Annotated in this window: 13 protein-coding genes; 5 read left to right on the top strand and 8 right to left on the bottom strand. The window is 60.4% G+C overall.

All coding sequences use genetic code 11. The annotated features are described in order from the left end of the window. From OHL11_RS09805 to OHL11_RS09795, 3 genes are read left to right on the top strand one after another with little or no spacing between them, the layout of a single operon-like run. Window positions 1-627 carry a hypothetical protein gene (locus OHL11_RS09805; RefSeq protein ID WP_263371334.1) on the top strand — a complete coding sequence of 209 codons (627 nt, stop codon included), beginning with the start codon at window positions 1-3 and terminating at the stop codon, window positions 625-627. A 53-nt stretch (window positions 628-680) separates the two neighbouring features. After that, entirely contained in the window at window positions 681-2,918 is a 2,238-nt protein-coding gene (locus tag OHL11_RS09800; protein ID WP_263371333.1) for an OPT family oligopeptide transporter, read from the top strand. Between the two features lie 3 nt (window positions 2,919-2,921). Next, a complete protein-coding gene (locus tag OHL11_RS09795; protein ID WP_263371332.1) occupies window positions 2,922-3,431 on the top strand; it encodes a 2'-5' RNA ligase family protein in 510 nt (169 codons plus the stop codon). Window positions 3,432-3,489: 58 nt separating this feature from the next. Here the strand turns inward: OHL11_RS09795 and OHL11_RS09790 are convergent, their stop codons facing one another. Continuing rightward, window positions 3,490-5,151: a ribonuclease J gene (locus OHL11_RS09790; protein WP_263371331.1), complete on the bottom strand. Its 1,662-nt coding sequence runs from the start codon at window positions 5,149-5,151 to the stop codon at window positions 3,490-3,492. A 234-nt stretch (window positions 5,152-5,385) separates the two neighbouring features. On the opposite strand from OHL11_RS09790, the gene OHL11_RS09785 reads away from it, so the two are divergent. Next, window positions 5,386-6,420: a metallophosphoesterase gene (locus OHL11_RS09785; protein WP_263371330.1), complete on the top strand. Its 1,035-nt coding sequence runs from the start codon at window positions 5,386-5,388 to the stop codon at window positions 6,418-6,420. A gap of 14 nt (window positions 6,421-6,434) precedes the next feature. On the opposite strand, the gene OHL11_RS09780 is transcribed toward OHL11_RS09785, so the two are convergent. The 7 genes from OHL11_RS09780 to OHL11_RS09750 form a co-directional block, all read right to left on the bottom strand. After that, window positions 6,435-8,081: a CotH kinase family protein gene (locus OHL11_RS09780; RefSeq protein WP_263371329.1), complete on the bottom strand. Its 1,647-nt coding sequence runs from the start codon at window positions 8,079-8,081 to the stop codon at window positions 6,435-6,437. Between the two features lie 145 nt (window positions 8,082-8,226). Next, complete coding sequence (locus tag OHL11_RS09775) at window positions 8,227-9,093, bottom strand: 2,3,4,5-tetrahydropyridine-2,6-dicarboxylate N-succinyltransferase (RefSeq protein ID WP_263371328.1); 867 nt, start codon at window positions 9,091-9,093, stop codon at window positions 8,227-8,229. Between the two features lie 95 nt (window positions 9,094-9,188). Beyond that, a complete protein-coding gene (gene dapA, locus OHL11_RS09770; RefSeq protein WP_263371327.1) occupies window positions 9,189-10,103 on the bottom strand; it encodes a 4-hydroxy-tetrahydrodipicolinate synthase in 915 nt (304 codons plus the stop codon). 21 nt (window positions 10,104-10,124) lie between these two features. After that, the gene (locus OHL11_RS09765; protein WP_263371326.1) at window positions 10,125-10,721 is read right to left on the bottom strand and encodes a TMEM175 family protein; all 597 of its coding nucleotides are present in this window, start codon (window positions 10,719-10,721) and stop codon (window positions 10,125-10,127) included. A 34-nt stretch (window positions 10,722-10,755) separates the two neighbouring features. After that, on the bottom strand, window positions 10,756-12,342 hold the full coding sequence (locus OHL11_RS09760; RefSeq protein ID WP_263371325.1) for an alpha,alpha-trehalase: 1,587 nt from the start codon (window positions 12,340-12,342) through the stop codon (window positions 10,756-10,758). Further along, complete coding sequence (locus OHL11_RS09755) at window positions 12,333-13,601, bottom strand: aminopeptidase (protein ID WP_263371324.1); 1,269 nt, start codon at window positions 13,599-13,601, stop codon at window positions 12,333-12,335. The genes OHL11_RS09760 and OHL11_RS09755 overlap by 10 nt, the downstream gene beginning before the upstream one ends. A 54-nt stretch (window positions 13,602-13,655) precedes the next feature. Beyond that, window positions 13,656-14,045 (bottom strand): MarR family winged helix-turn-helix transcriptional regulator, encoded by a 390-nt coding sequence (locus OHL11_RS09750; RefSeq protein WP_263371323.1) that lies wholly within the window; start codon window positions 14,043-14,045, stop codon window positions 13,656-13,658. Between the two features lie 129 nt (window positions 14,046-14,174). Here OHL11_RS09750 and OHL11_RS09745 point away from each other — a divergent pair, with 129 nt between their 5' ends. Next, window positions 14,175-16,004, top strand: a complete 1,830-nt coding sequence (locus OHL11_RS09745; RefSeq protein WP_263371322.1) for a TonB-dependent receptor plug domain-containing protein — start codon at window positions 14,175-14,177, stop codon at window positions 16,002-16,004. Window positions 16,005-16,060: the final 56 nt, after the last annotated feature.

Genomic DNA, 16,060 nt, shown 5'->3' with positions numbered 1-16,060 from the left:
GTGCTGCGCCGACTGACACTCGTCTGCTGTCTGCTGCCCGGCCTGGTTGTTGCGCAAAGAGCGCCAGAAGGAACTTCTGTCAGCGATGCCGAGGTGAAGGCTGTGCTGCAGGCGTCGAAATCTCAGTTTCCCAAGTTTTACGCTTCGTTCAGTGACATTCAGCAGCACGATGCGCTGATCCGGCAGATTCGCTTCGAGCGTGGTGGGCGCATCGCGCGTTCCGTCGCGAACGCCAGACCCAACGGCGTCATCACGATCGATCTCGACTTCCTCGACCACCCGCGGCCGCAGTTCGACGACAACCGGATGGTGGTCGTGCTGTTTCACGAAATCGGTCACCTGCACTATTACCAGACCACTGCACCAGAGCAGCGTCGTCAGGACCGCAGCGAGCAGGCAGCGTTCGAGTATTCCTTACTGAAGACCAAGGAGATGGCCGTGGCAGGCGATTGTGGGCCGCTTGCAACCGGGGTTCACTTCATGAAGGTGCGCAGCGAGGGGCGGAACCTTGACGATCCGCACGTCCGCGCGCTGAAGCGCATGGTGCGGGAGCCGCTTTACGCGGAATATGTCGCGTGGGTTCAGCAGCATTGCGCGGCGAGCGCCTCGTCAGCAAACACACCTTAGCCGCTGATACACTCCCTCATAACGCACCGTAATGGTAGGGAGATGTTTTTCTAATGGCCGAACGTACGACTTTTCGTCCCTTTGTACCGGCGAGTGAATCGCCCAAGGAGCTGACCGCCAGGGCGCTGATTCTCGGCTCCATCTTTGGCATTATCTTTGGGGCGGTGACGGTTTACGTTGGCCTGAAGGCGGGCCTCACCGTGGCGGCGTCGATTCCGATCTCGGTGCTGTCGATCTCGATTCTGCGCGCGTTCGGCAAGGCATCGATTCTCGAAAACAACATTGTGCAGACGACCGGCAACGCCGGTCAGTCGATCGCTTCGGGCGTCATTTTCACGCTGCCCGCGCTGATCTTCCTCGGCTTTGATCTTGAGAGCTTCCGCATCTTCGCGTTGGCGCTCTTCGGCGGTTGGCTTGGCGTGCTGTTCATGATCCCGCTGCGCCGCCAGCTCATTGTGGAAGAGCATGGCACACTCACGTACCCCGAAGGCACAGCGTGCGCCGACGTGTTGAAGGCCGGCGAGCAGGGCGGCTCCTTCGCCAGCCGCGTCTTCCTGGGCCTTGGCATCGGCGGTGCGTACACGCTCTTCCAGAACGACGGCCTGCTCGGTCTGTTCCCGTCCACCCCGAAGGCTGATCTGAACTTTGACCCGGCAGGGCAGCAGATCCTCAAAGGCGCGTCACTGCGCGCGGACGTTACGCCGGAGTACCTTGGCGTGGGCTACATCATCGGCATCCGCATTGCGGCGGTGATGCTTGCGGGCGGCGTGTTCTCCTGGCTGGTGCTGATGCCCGCCATCGTCTTCTTCGGCAAGCACCTGAACGGGCCGCTGTATCCCGGCACGATCCCCATCAGCATGATGGATCCGTCGGCGCTTTGGAAGACGTACATTCGTCCGATGGGCGCAGGCGCGGTGGCCGCCAGCGGCCTCATTACGTTGTGCCGCACGGCGCCGACGATCATCGGCGCGCTGAAGGGCTCTATGGGCAAGAAGGCAGCGGTGAGCGAAGCGACTGTGACCTCGCGCACGGAGCACGATCTGCCGAACTGGGTGATCTTCGGCGGCAGCGCTGTGTTGCTCGCGCTCATCGTCATCTTCCTCTACTTCAAGCCTGTGCCCGGCGCTCAGGTGGGGCTGCTGGCGAATATCGCTGCAGCGGTCCTCGTGCTCGTTTTCGGCTTCCTCTTCGTGACGGTCTCGGCGCGCATCGTGGGCATCGTCGGCTCGAGCTCGTCGCCGGTGAGCGGCATGACGATCGCTACGCTGATGGCGACGGCCGCGATCTTCCTTGTGAAGGGCTGGACGGCTCCGGCGTTCGGCGCGCTGGCGATCACCATCGGCGGCATCGTCTGCATCGCGGCCTCGAACGCGGGCGACACTTCGCAGGACCTCAAGACCGGCTTCCTGATCGGCGCGACGCCGTGGAAGCAGCAGGTAGCGCTGATGGTCGGCGTTATCATCTCGACCTTCTCGATCGGCCTGACGATGAACGCGATGAACCGCGGCCTCGAAAGCTTCCAGAAGATGCCGGTGGTGAAGCAGGTTTCGCTCGCGGCTTTGCCCGATGGCGTCTCCAACCAGGGTGCATTCACACGCGACCATGTCTCGTTGACGGTGAAGGCCGCGAACGGCGATGTGACGCACACCGACCTTGGCAATACGCGAAGCTACATTCTGCTCAACGCGATCGGTTCGACCACGCTTGAGGACGGCAAGTACCTCTACAACCCGCAGACGCAGCAGATTGAAGTGCAGTGGGTGCAGGGCATTGGCAGTGAGACCGTGGCTGCGCCGCAGGGCCGCTTGATGGCCACCGTGATCAACGGCATCCTGAGCCGCAAGCTGGCGTGGGGGCTGGTGACGCTCGGCGTGATGCTGGTCATCGGCATCGAACTGCTCGGCATTCGCTCGCTCACGTTCGCTGTGGGCGCGTATCTCTCGATCGGCACGACGCTCGCGATCTTCTGCGGTGGCGTCATTCGCTGGCTTGTGGACGAAGCTTTGAAGCGTTCGGGCCACGGCGCGGACGAACTGAGCGAAGAGGTTTCGCCCGGTTCGCTTTATGCTTCGGGCCTGATCGCTGCGGGCGGCATCATGGGGCTGGTTGGCGTTTGCGCGAAGCTCTACGAGTCGTTGAGCCACAAGACGGTCTGGCACTTCAGCGAGACGAACCCGCTGCATCACGATGGCGTAAGCGTCGTGGCTTTCGGCCTGCTGGCGTTCAGCCTGTATTACTTTGCGCGTAAGCCGCTCGAGTCAAGCGTAACGGCCGAGGCTGACGGCGAGTAGCAGGTGTCGACCACCGTACTGACATTGGCCCTCGATGTTGCGTCGCAAGCGCGCTTCGAGGGCCTTCGCCGTCTGTACTTTCCGCCAGCGTTCAACCGAATCCCCGCGCACGTGACACTCTTTCACCGGCTGCCGTTGGAGGATGCCACACGCAGAATGTTGCGGGAGGAATCGTCGCCGCGGCGCCGCTTCGACGTGAGCATCACCGGCGTCCGTTTTCTGGGACGCGGGAGCGCGTATCGGTTGGAGTCTTCCGCCTTGCTGGCGCTCCACGACGCGTTGGCACGTCGCTTCGTGGCAGAGCTGATTCCGCAGGACCAGCAGCGGTTTCAGCCGCACGTCGTCGTGCAGAATAAGGTACCGCCGCATGAGGCGCGTGGCTTGTATGAAGAGCTCTTGCGCTCGTTCGAGCCCTGGCGTTGTGAAGCGGTCGGGCTCGACTGGTGGGAGTACCTCGACGGGCCGTGGCGGCACGTTGAGCGCTTCGCCTTTGCGGAGTCCGAGCTTGCGTAAGGGGAGTGTCCCACAAAAAAAAGCTCCCTCCGAAGAGGGAGCTTTCTTGCATTGCTGCTTACAGCTCGAGAATGATCGGCATGATGAGCGGACGGCGGTTGGCGTTCTTCTGAATGAATCGCTTGAGATCGCCGCGCACCTTGTCCTTCATGACACCGTAGTCCTTGCGCTCTTCGCCGCTGGACTCCTCGATGGTGCGGCGTACGACGTCACGTGCGTTGCGCAGGAGCTCGGGGTCGTCTGCGACGAAGCCGCGCGTGGTGATCTCCGGCATGCCTTCGATCGCACCGGTCTGCTTGTTGATCGCGATGATCGGCAGGAAGAGGCCGTCGGAGCCAAGGTGCTTGCGGTCGCGAATGACGGTGTCGAGTACGACGTCAGCGGTGGAGTTGTTGTCGATGCAGACGCGACCGACGTTGACCTTGCCCACCTTCTCTGCGCCGCGGCTGTCGATCTCGAGAACGTCACCGTCTTCGAGCAGCAGCACCTTCTCGGGAATACCGGTCGACTTCGCGAGCTCGACGTGACGCTTCAGGTGGCGGTAGTCGCCGTGCACAGGGATGAAGTACTTCGGCTGCGTGAGGTTGATCATCATGCGCAGCTCTTCTGCCGAGCCGTGGCCGGAGACGTGGATGAGGCCGTTCGTGCCGTCGTCGTGGATGACGCGGGCATCGCGGCGCTCGAGATGATCGATAACGCGGTAGATCGACTTCTCGTTGCCGGGGATGACGCGCGAACTGAGCAGCACGGTGTCGCCCGCTTCGATCTTCGCGTACTTGTGGTTGTCGACTGCGGCGCGTGAGAGTGCGCTCATCGGTTCACCCTGAGTACCGGAGATCATCACGCATACTTCGTGAGGCGCATACTCCTTGATCTTGCTCGGGTGGATGATGAGGCCCTGCGGTGGCTCGATGTAGCCGAGGTCCTGCGCGATTTCCGTGGAGTTGTCCATGGAGCGGCCGATGAGCGCGACCTTGCGGTTGTGCTTGTAGGCCAGGTCCATCGCGATCTTGATGCGATGGATCGACGACGAGAAGCAGGAGAAGAAGAGGCGCTTCTTGGTCGCGGCAAAGATGTCGTCGAGGCGGGGGATGACTGCGCGTTCGCCGGGCGTGAAGCCGGGCCGATCGACGTTGGTCGAGTCCTGCAGGTGCAGCAGCACGCCCTGCTTGCCGAGTTCGGCAAAGGCCTGCAGATCGAAGGGATGACCGTCCGGTGAGGAGAGATCGATTTTGAAGTCGCCGGTGTGCAGCACGACACCGAGCGGCGTAGTGATCGCGAGGGCGACGCAGTCGACCAGCGAATGCGTTACGCGGATAGGACGCACGGTGAATGGTCCGATGCCGAACTGGCGACCGGGCAGCATCTCGATGAGTTCGGCGTCATCGAGCAGGCGATGCTCTTCGAGCTTGCCTTCGACGTAGGCGAGTGTGAACTCGGTGCCGTAGACGGGCACGTTCAGCTCGGAGAGAATCCACGGCAGGCCGCCGATGTGGTCCTCGTGGCCGTGGGTGAGCAGAATGGCGCGCACCTTGTCGCGGTTTTCGACGAGGTAACTGATGTCGGGGACGACGATGTCGACGCCGAGCAACTCTTCTTCGGGGAACATCAGACCGGCATCGATAACGAGAATATCGTCACCGTAGCGCAGGGCGAGACAGTTCATACCGAATTCGCCAAGACCACCGAGCGGGATTACTTGCAGTTTTTCACTTGCCATGGAGCTTCAGTTTATCCCAGCACTTGCGCGGCGCCCGCACCGCGCGCCATAACTCTTGCGCTGCGCGCGTTTTTCGCAGGCGAAAACAGGCGCTGTCATCTTTCTGCAATAGAATGACGTCTAACCCCGTAGAGTATTGAGGGCACTACGCTTTGCCGCAGCTCAGAGATTCTGCCGCGGCTTGCTTCATTTGCTGTCTCTGGTCGCGTACCCCATCCGGAAAGAGATTCCTCTGTGGCCGATGATCCGAAAAATCCGTTGAATCGTCGTCAATTTCTGCAACGCACCTTCGCGTTCAGCGCGGCGTCCATGCTGGCTGGCTGCGGATCAGGCATCAACTATGCCACGCAGGGGAAGGTCGATGCCGTTACTGGCGGCACGCTGCACTTCATCGCCCTGGGTGACTACGGGCAGGATGGCACGCCTACACAGCAGACTCAGGTGGCCTTCGCGATGGCTGCTTACGTGAAGAAATGGAACCTCAGCCCCTCGGCGCTGCTGATGTTGGGCGATAGTTTCTACGGTTCGCTGCCCGGCGGCGCGGGCAGTACGCGGTGGCAGACGCAGTTTGAGGCGATGTACCCGGACGACACCTTCAACTGCCCGGCCCTGGCGATCCCCGGCAATCACGATTACGAAGTCTTGCCCGTCTCTAAGTACGAAGCGGAACAGCAGTACGCTGCAGAGACGCAGGGGACTCGCTGGACGATGCCTGCGCAGTCGTACCGTGTTTCGTTTCCGGATGTGAATCCGATCGTGACGTTTCTATGCCTCGACAGCAACATGCCCAACGAGCCGGCGCAGCCTTTGCCCACCGGCCACTTCTACACGATGGACGATGCTTCGCGACTGGCGCAGATCCAGTGGTTGGAAAACGAGCTTGCGCAGGGAACGACAGCGCCGTTCACCATTGTGCTGGGACACCATCCGCTGTTTTCAAACGGCGAGCATGGCGATAACCAGACCTTGATTCGCGACTGGGGTCCGCTCTTCCAGCAGTACAAGGTGCCGCTGTACCTCGCGGGCCATGACCACGACATGCAGCATCTTGAGATCAGCGGCTACTACACGTCGTTTGCGATGTCGGGTGGTGGCGGGCAGTTCCTGTATCCGCTGCCCGGCAAGCGGCATGGCGGGTACTCGCAGGAGACGTACGGCTTCACTCATCTCCAGATCACGACGGAGCACATTATCGTGCGACACATCGATCCTAACGGCAAGCTGCTGCACAAGTTCACGAAGCTGCTCGACGGCACAGTGCAGATGTAGCAGGGACGCAGCGTCTACTGACCGTAGACGCTGTTCATGTGTGCGAGACGCTGCGTAATCCACGCCTTCAACTGATCAACCTCAGCCTGATACGAGCCATACGCTGCGCGGTTCGGCCATACCTTTTCGCCGAGGATCGGCCAACGGCCAAAGTTATTCGCCTGTGCCTGCTGCAGTACGGCTGCGCGCGTGTCGATGTAGTCGTTGATCGTCGACAGCGACGAGTACATCGCCTGCCAGCGTGCCTTCACCATGGGGGGGAAGGCGGGATCCTCAAACTGGCGCGCATACCAGACTGAAGCGCGGTTGAGGTAGTTGTAGGTTGGATCCCACACCGGCGAGTAGTTTACGTTGCCGAAGGTGATGTCCATGTCCCACACGGGGCCCCGGTAGAACCGTGCATCGCTGCGTGGCTTGTAGAAGTAGTCACCTGAGACATCGCCAGCATCGGGGTTCAGCGCAAACTCTTCGATCAGGAAGTAATTCACGGCTGAAGGCGCGTCCCAATACGCTTGCCAGCCGGTCGATGCGTCCGTCCAGTTGGAGCTATACAAAGAGCCTTCGGCGGTGTTCAGCGCGGTCTTGAAGTACTGGTTCTGAACATCGACATCGTTGTCCGGATCATCGAGGCCAATGGCAAGCTGCGTGTACTGCGAGTTGAAGATGAAGTCTTCATCTTTGCGCTCATCGATCTCGCCGAGGTAGCCGCCGGTGAGGTTCGTGCCGCTGATGTCGTCATCGTCGATTGAACCGATGTTCAAGCGCGCTTTCGAGACTTCAACCTTTTCATAAAGCTGATAGACGCCTTCGTACTCGCCGTTGAGATAGACCTCTGTGAAGGTGCTGGATGGCGTCCAGAACATGCTGAAGCGGCGTGAGATCTCGGAGGAGACGTCGTTGCGCAGCAGGGTCTTGTCGTCATAGTTCGCCAGCAGAATCCAGTTGCTGTCGGAGGTCATGCCGAGCAGGGGAGCCTTCGAGTCGAGGTTGAGGCGATAGGCCTTCTTGGGCATCAGCCAGGTCGAGTTGCCGTGACCCTTGATGCCGAGCGTTCCACTGTAGTTGTAAGACGGATTCGCGGTGTCGGTGATCGTCATCGTGCCATCGACGTAGTCATCTTCGCTGGTGATCGCCGCGCTGTTGGTTGTGGTGATCTTCACCACAGGGAGGTAGTTCGTCGTCGGCAGGAAGGTCTTGTTCTCGAGCACGACGTTCATGTCGATCTGCGCCGTCGCGTTGCCGGTGGAGTTCGAGCCGGTGATGGTCAACGTGCGGTCCGCTGTTTCGATGTGGTTCACCACGCCGGTGAAGCAGGTGCCTGCGACGTTGAGGCCAGCTGCGAGGGTCATCGTTGCGGTGGAACCGATGGCGGCGGTGCCGCCCGTCAGCGTGACGCCGAGTGGCAGCGCGGTAGTTCCGAGGTTCACCGTACCGGTCGAGCCGTTGACCGAGTTCACGTTGACGCTGACGGTGGTGGTTTCACCGGGATAGACGGTCAGGATGGAGTTCGGCGCGGAAAGCGTGAAGTTACTGCCGCTGGAGGCCGTGTTCGTCAACGTGCCCGGAGAGCAAGAGGAGTAGGTCGTGTTTTCGACGCCACAGCCAGCGAGCACGCCGGCGAAAATTAACATGACGAGTGAAAGCGATCGACGCTTAAACACACGCACCTCCTGAGGACAGATGTTCTTGATAACACGATGACGCCAAATAAGTCGCCGCACATTTCTCTTGTGACGAAGAAAAAGTGCGGCGAGTTCCGTTCGGTCCGGAAATTTGTCGTTTTGTAACACTTGGGGTAACTGCCGCTTAGCGCAGCAGGTCTTCCAGCGCGGTCGACAGGTCGGTCTTTTCGTCGCGGTACTTCACGATGACCGGCGTGTAGACGCTGACGCCCATGTCCTTGCCGTGGCCGGCAGTGACAGCGCGCGAACCGGGGACAACTACCGCGCCAGCCGGGATCGTCAGCGGCGCCTCAGCAGTCGCCTTCAGGATCGTGCCGTTGACGAGGTCATACACCGGTGTGCCACGCGTGAGGATCGTTCCAGCCGCGAGCACGGCCTTCGAGCGCACGATCGTACCTTCATACACGCCCGTGTTTCCGCCGACGAGCACATCGTCTTCGATGATGACCGGTGAAGCGTTCACCGGCTCGAGTACGCCGCCGATCTGCGCTGCAGCGGAGAGGTGAACGCGCTTGCCGATCTGTGCGCATGAGCCCACGAGCGCGTGCGAGTCGATCATGGTGCCTTCGTCGACGTACGCACCCACGTTGACGTAAGCCGGGGGCATCATCACAACGCCCTTCGCGAGGTAAGCACCCGAACGCACTGACGAGCCGCCAGGAACGACGCGCACACCCTGCTCCGGCGTCCAGCGGCGCGCAGGGTAGGTGGACTTGTCGACGAAGCTCAGGATGGAACCGCCCTCAGGGTGGTTGCCGTTCATCTCTTCCATCGCGCCTACGCGGAAGCCGAGCAGAATGCCGCGTTTCACCCACGCGTTGACGCGCCAGCCGGTCGGCTGCGAGGCGTCGGGCTCGGCCGAGCGCAGGGTGCCTGCTTCGAGCGCATCGCGCAGTTCGAGGAACGCCTGCTTGGCTTCCGCGTTGCCTGCTGCGTCGGCGCCTGCGGCAAACCAATGTTCAATCGTCTGTTCCAGTGTTGCAGTGCTCATCATCTCTCCTCTTGCTGAGGGTGAGGTCGAATTCAGAAGAGCAGCACAGTTGTGCCTTCTTCCTACTTCCTCGCCTCTCCTAGTTCGTTTGTTGTTTAGAACATGCGCGGGCGTGCGTCAGGACGGTCCTGCAACTGTCCGAGCTCGCCGATCACGGTTTCGAGTTTGCGACGCGTCGTTGCGCTCACCGGAACCATCGGCAAGCGGAGTTGTCCGTTGCTGCGGCCCATCAGTTGCAGCACGGTCTTGATCGGTGCCGGGCTCGGCTCGATGAAGTTCGCCTGCATGAACTCGAAGAGCTGACGGTTAAGTCGGCGCGCGTTGATCCAGTCGCCGTGTACGGCGGAGTTCGTCATGGCAGACATCAGCGTGGGCATCGCGTTCGATGCGACGGAGATAAGTCCGCAGCCACCGACGGCGATCGTGGGCAGAGCCAGCGCATCATCGCCTGCGAAGACGCGCAGTGAGCGCGGAGCCTGCGTGAGCAACTCGGTGATCTGCACGAGGTTGCCGCTTGACTCCTTCACGGCAACGATGTTCTTCAACTCCGCGAGGCGAAGGATCGTCTCCGGCAACAAGTTCGTGCCGGTGCGCCCGGGGATGTTATAGAGCATGATCGGCATGTCCACTGCTTCGGCGATCGCCTTGAAGTGTTGGTACTGACCTTCCTGCCCAGGCTTGTTGTAGTACGGGTTCGCCGTGAGGATGCCGGTGAGGCCATCGATGCCCGCGAGCTTCTTCGCGTTCAGCACAGCCTGGTGTGTTGCGTTGTGGGTCGCACCCGCAAAGACGGGCACGCGACCAGCGGCCGTCTGCACGGTCACTTCGATAACCCGCAGCCATTCCTGCTCGCTGAGCGTGGCGGCTTCGCCGGTAGTGCCACATGGGATAAGGAGGTTGATGCCGTTGGCGATCTGCCAATTGACGTGAGCCACCAGGGCCGCTTCATCGAGCGAGCCATCATGGCGGAAAGGTGTAATCAGTGCGGTGCCGCAGCCTTCGAGGTTCATTCCAGAGGTAAGTTTATCGCGTTAGCTGAGTGGCTGACGCGATAGCTCACGAATCTCTTTCGGAGGAATGAGCCACATCACCGCGACCGCGCCAATACAGGCGATTGCAGCGATGCGCGAGAAGTATGCGGTGGGAATCGCAGCAAGGTATAGACAACCAGACAGCACTTGTTTCGCCGTTCTTCCACTCCCTGCAACGTGCTTGCCGCCCGACCGACAGATGGCATTTGAGAGCAGGTTCCATGTGACAGCGGGAAGCACGCAGCACACGCTGTAGAGGGCGACACTGAACGAGGTGAGGCCTCGTTCGCCAGCCCACATGGTGCCGAAAGGGATGAGCGACAAGGTGAAGAGGAAGAAGAGATTCGCCCACAGCAGGCCGTGTGTGACGCGCTTCACCTCATGAATCATGTAGTGATGATTCACCCAATAAATACCCGTCTGCACGAAGCTGAGCAGGTAGATGAAGAGCATCGGCAGCGTATGTATCAGCGCTTCGCCGTTGCTTACTTCGCGCGCAGGGACCTTCAGCTCCAGCACCATGATGGTGATGATGATGGCGATCACGCCATCGGTGAAGGCTTCGAGTCGATTCGGTGTAAGTTGTCGCTCGGACATGGCTTGTGCACTCTCAAGGAAGAATGCTGCAAGTTTACTTCGTCGCCGGTGCCAGTAAGGCGCGCAGCTTCACATAAACGCCGTTCGTCCAACCGAATCCGATGACGTTCTGTTTGTAGCCTGTGCCGACGACGACCTCGGCAGATGCGGTGTCTACGTTGTACTTCTCGCGGATGGTGCCATCGTGGGTGTAGCCGTTGCGCACGCTCGTCATGAACTCTTCCGCGATGCGACGAGCCTCTGCATCGTAGCCGTAGTGTTGCAGTCCATCGACCGCAAGCCACTGCAACGGCGCCCAGCCGTAGGGTGCGTCCCATTGCACGCCGGTCGTGACATTGCTCGTCATCAAGCCGCCCTTGCGCTCGAAGAGGGGAAGGGCCGAGACGAGACGCTTCGCTTGCTCCGGCGTCGCGATCCCAGCCCAGAGTGCGTAGTACGTTGTCGAGTACGCGTAAGACGATTGCTGCTGCGTGTGCGTGTTGTAGTCCACAAAGATGCCAAGCTTCTCGCTCCACAGCAGTTCACGGATCTTGGCGAGCCGTGTGCCTGCGGTCGTGCTCCACGCCACCGCATCATCGCTGTGGCCAAGCTCTGCAGCGATGAATGCGACATCACGTTCGTACTTGTAGAGCAACGCATTCAAGCAGAAGGGCGCAAACTCGTCCGTTGATCCGCTGTAAGGACCGAAGCGAAATGTGGTGTCGAAGCCTGATTCGCGCATGGCTCGATCACCCGCAAAAAACTTCTCCGTGAGTTGATAGCCGTCTGCTTCTGCGCGCAGGCACTGCTCATTCGCTGCGCACTTCTGCTTCGCGTTCGCAGGTTCGAGATACGCTGCCGTCTCCTGCGAAGGGTGCGCTCGCAGCCAGTGAATGACGTCGACGTAGTACGTGCTGTCATCGCTCATCTCCGGCACGGGGCCGTGGCCGAGATCACTGTAGCGGGCGAGTCCGGTTCTGCCTGCAAGGTGCGGCGCATGTGTCCACAGGTCATGATCCCGCTGCAGGTAGGGCCATGCGCGACGCAGCCACTTCTTCGCGGCTTTCGGATCTTGCTTCTGCTCCGCACGATACACAGCAAGCACCATCGAGGAGAGGAATGGAGGCTGCGAACGCGTTAGAAAGTACGTGCGGTTCGCGTTGAGAATCGCGCCGTAGTGATCGATCTCGTAGAAGAAATTTTCTACCGTTCCGCGAGCGAGATCGTTGCGTCCGTCTTCGAGTTCGCCGAGCAGGATGAAGTACGAATCCCAGCCGTACATCTCATTAAAACGGCCGCCCGGGACGACGTAGCGGTTCGGCAGATAGAGCAAGCCGGGGCGTTGAATGTCTGCAGGCATGACATCGCCCTCGTGCTCGATCACACGCGGAAGATGTTGCACATCCACCTTGCACTGCGTGCGCATTGCGTTTACGGACGCGGGTTCGCGCACGTCAGCAGGCAGGTAAAGAATCGGAGTGGTGTTGAGCTTGGTGTCGACCACCGAAGTGCATTCGGTAGTCGAGCGCGAGAGCTTATCCCAGCTCTCGTGAATGTAGCTGTCGATGCTCTGCGTCTGCGTGTGCGCCGCGGAGGACGCACACAGCAGAGTTGCGATCGCTACTGTGCGAACTAGTCGCACCAGTTGCCTCCGCGCATCAGCGGTTCGGCGTGGCCATCTTCGCTGACGCCATCAACGTTCATCGTCGGTCCGCCGATCATCCAGTCCACGTGGATGAGGCTCTCGTTGGCACCGAGCTTGGCGAGCTCCTCGTCGCTCATCTTCTCTCCGCCGATAAGGCAGGTGGAATACGCCTGGCCGAGCGCAATGTGGCTCGCGGCGTTCTCATCGAAAAGTGTGTTCCAGAAGAGAATGCCTGACTCTGCGATGGGCGATGCATGAGGCACCAAGGCCACTTCGCCGAGCTTGCGTGCGCCTTCGTCGGTCGCGATCAACTTATTCAACGCTTCTTCTCCAGCGGTCGCGGTGGCCTTCACAATCTTGCCGTTCACGAAGTCGCACTGAATGTTTTCGATCAGTGTGCCCTGATGCGAGAGCGGCTTGGATGCCGTGACGAAACCGTTCACGCGGTCCTTGTGCGGCGTGGTGAAGCACTCTTCCGTGGGGATGTTCGGCTGGCAGTAGATACCGTTACCTGCGGTCGTTCCGCCGCCTGCCCACAGATGATTGTCTGCGAGGCCGACCGTTAGGTCGGTCTTGCCATCATCGCTGTGGAAGCGCAGCGAGTGAAAGCGCTTGGCGTTGAGGAAGTCCACGCGGCGCTTCAGGTTCTCGCCGTGCTCACGCCACTGCGCAACGGGGTCGTCGCTGGTGATGCGTGAAGCGTGAAAGATCGCGTCCCACAGCTTCGCCACGGCAACATCTTCCGGCTCGCCGGGGAAGACAAGCTCCGCCCACTTTGGCGTGGCTGCGGCGACGATCGTCCAGTTGATCTCATGGCGCGTGATCAACTCCATCGCAGGCTTATAGGCCTTCGATACCGCAACGCCGGCGCGCGAAACCTTGTTGGGGTCCTGCGACTTCAGCAGCGCAGGGTTCGCGCCAGCAATGGCCATGCGAGCTGCGCCGGACTTGAAGGACGCAGCGATCGCGTCGTAGTACCAGGTGGGCGCGTAGTCGAAGCTGTCGTCAGGAGCGAACTGATAGCGCGCCAGCGTCGTTGCGTCGTCGGAGAAGAACGTGGTCACCATCTTCGCCCCCGCTTTGTATGCGTGCTCGGTGATGCGGCGCACAAGCGGCAGAGCGTCGGTCGGCGCGGTCAGCACGAGCTCCTGGCCTTCCTTCAGGCCCAGGCCAATGCGCACGGCGACTTCTGCAAGACGGTCGAGTTTTTGTTCGAAGGAAAGAGACGCGAAGACGGAAGCGGATGCGGTTGCCATGCGTACTAGCCTAGGTCGCGAATGCCGCGCTGGCAAGGGCGGATGATTTTCGGCTTATTCAGGCGTCGCCAGCTTGCGGATGACGCCGAGGCTGCGGCGTAGAGAGTCCCTGCCGACCTGCTGCTCGAAGTGGTTCTGCAGTTTGTCCATCGCGCCGATGACGCGCACGGCGACTTTACGGCCTTGCGGCTTCAGCACGAGGTGATAAGCGCGGGCATCGGCTGGATCGACCTTGCGTTGCACGAAGCCGCGCGCCTCCAGCGAAGAGATGCAATGGCTCACGTTACTGCGAGTCGTATCGAAGGTTTCCGCGAGTTGTGATGGCTTGACCGGCACGGCGGACTCGAAAAAGAGCGCCGAAAGCACCAGGGCTTCGAGGAGGCTGAGTCCATCTGGTTTGAAGAGCTCGGCGGTCATCGCGTCGAAGCGACGGGAGGTCTGCATGACACAGAAGAGAGGGCTTTCGTGGAGGAAGGTTTCTATGCGCATGGCTTTGATTGATGCGTTCAATTATTTCAGATCATACAGAACTAGGATTGAAGGATTCATCGAGCTCGTTCAAGCTCGAAAGATATGACATGGATCTCTTCTTCGGCGCGTATGCTGCTGTGGCCCTTTGGCGTGGCCTGCTGTATTTCAGTGGCCGCGCAGCAGCAAGCGCCTGCAGCGCCAGCTCCGGTGAAGGAGTCGGTGACCGTTGTCGGCACGCTCGATCCTGTGACGGAGGCGCAAAGCCAGCGCTCTACAGCGTCTTTGGTCGTGCAGCCTGTGCGACTCACTACGGATGGCACGGCGTCTCTGCTGCGTGATGACGCCTCGGTGGATATTCAGCAGCGAGGCGGCGGTGGCGTACAGAGCGACGTGTCGATCCGCGGCTCGTCGTATGAGCAGACACTGGTGCTCTTGAACGGTTTGCGTATTAACGACGCGCAGACCTCACACTTCAACCTTGATATCCCTGTGCCGTTTCAGGCGCTCGATGGTGCGTATGTGCTGCATGGTGCGGGTTCGACGCTCTACGGATCCGATGCGGTGAGCGGTGTGGTGAATCTGACTACCGCCAAGCCGCAGGCAGGCTGGTCGGCGCGCCTGCGGGCGGGCGCTGCGAGCTTTGGTGGTAACAGCGGGTCCGCGGTGCTCGGCTACGGTGGTAAGAAGTTCAGCGATCAGTTGAGTGGCAATCGCGAGTTCTCTGAAGGCTTCATCGCTGATCGCGATTATCGCTCCGAGGAGGTCGCGAACGAGACGCGGTATGCTGCTCCGTTTGGCGAAGGATCATTGCTCGTGGCAGCGAGCGACCGAGCTTACGGCGCAGCGCAGTTCTATGGCAACTACCCGTCGTGGGAGCGCACGAAGGATTGGTATGCCGCGCTGCAGCAGCGACTCGGTAAACAGACGCAGACGGCGGTGGCTTATCGCCGGCACACCGACGAGTTTGTGCTCTACCGTCTGAACCCCGCGGCGTATGAGAACAACCATGTTGATACGAGCTGGCAGGGAGTGGTGCGGCGGCATGATGATTTCAGGTGGCAGGAGCTTGGCCTGGACGCAGGATTGGACTTCAACTTCGATCAGATTGCGAGTTCGAACCTCGGTCATCATGGACGCAATCGCGGCGCAGGTTATCTGAACGCACGCGTTCGCACGACGAAGCACGGAGCGCTGACGATTGGTGGACGCGAAGAGATCTTCTCAGGTGGGACCAAGGTGTTTGTGCCTTCGTTTGCGCTGGACCAGTACATCGGTGAGCGGCTGAAGCTGCGCGGTGCGATCAGCAAAGGCTTCCGCATCCCGACGTACACGGACCTTTACTACTCAGACCCAACTTCGAAGGGCAATCCGAATCTCAAGCCGGAGTCCGCCTGGAGCTACGAGGGCGGCTTCGACTACTATCCCGGCATGCACTGGGCGATCTCGGCGACGGGTTTCACCTCTTCGCAAAAGAACGTGATTGACTACGTGCGGCCCAATGCTGCAACGATCTACACGGCGGCGAACCTGACGCACATTCAACTCACCGGTGCAGAGGTTTCCGTACTGTGGCGACCAGCGCAGGGGCAGGAGATTCGCGCAGCGTTTACCGGACTGAGCGGTGCTCGCGATGCGCTGAACGGCTATCAATCGCGTTATGTCTTCAACTACGCCAACGAGAACGCAAGTCTGAGCTACAACGCTTCGTTGCGCTGCGGGCTTACGCTGCGCGAGCGTTTGCGCGTGGTGAATCGCTACAACGGGCAGCTCTATCCGGTGTTTGATTCGTCGGCCGCGTATGAGCGTTGGCGTGTTCATCCCTACGTGCAGATGACGAACCTCAATAACGCGAGCTATCAGGAGGTCGTGGGCGTGCCGATGCAGACGCGCGCGTTCGGGGGTGGTGTTGAGATTGTCTTGAGTAAGAAGTAAGCGCCGCAAAAGGAGAGGCCCGCGGAGCGTTAGCTTCGCGGGCCTCTGTGTCTTGG

The organism is Granulicella cerasi (assembly GCF_025685575.1).
Classification (GTDB): domain Bacteria; phylum Acidobacteriota; class Terriglobia; order Terriglobales; family Acidobacteriaceae; genus Granulicella; species Granulicella cerasi.
Note: the sequence above shows the minus strand (reverse complement) of the source record. Positions and strands in the feature narration are given on the sequence as shown.

What these genes read in the sequence shown, in the direction of transcription:
- OHL11_RS09765 (WP_263371326.1), bottom strand. Translation starts at nt 10,721, where the DNA reads ATGTCCGAGCGACAACTTACACCGAATCGACTCGAAGCCTTCACCGAT.
- OHL11_RS09790 (WP_263371331.1), bottom strand. Translation starts at nt 5,151, where the DNA reads ATGGCAAGTGAAAAACTGCAAGTAATCCCGCTCGGTGGTCTTGGCGAA.
- OHL11_RS09745 (WP_263371322.1), top strand. Translation starts at nt 14,175, where the DNA reads ATGACATGGATCTCTTCTTCGGCGCGTATGCTGCTGTGGCCCTTTGGC.
- OHL11_RS09800 (WP_263371333.1), top strand. Translation starts at nt 681, where the DNA reads ATGGCCGAACGTACGACTTTTCGTCCCTTTGTACCGGCGAGTGAATCG.
- dapA (WP_263371327.1), bottom strand. Translation starts at nt 10,103, where the DNA reads ATGAACCTCGAAGGCTGCGGCACCGCACTGATTACACCTTTCCGCCAT.
- OHL11_RS09750 (WP_263371323.1), bottom strand. Translation starts at nt 14,045, where the DNA reads ATGCAGACCTCCCGTCGCTTCGACGCGATGACCGCCGAGCTCTTCAAA.
- OHL11_RS09755 (WP_263371324.1), bottom strand. Translation starts at nt 13,601, where the DNA reads ATGGCAACCGCATCCGCTTCCGTCTTCGCGTCTCTTTCCTTCGAACAA.
- OHL11_RS09775 (WP_263371328.1), bottom strand. Translation starts at nt 9,093, where the DNA reads ATGAGCACTGCAACACTGGAACAGACGATTGAACATTGGTTTGCCGCA.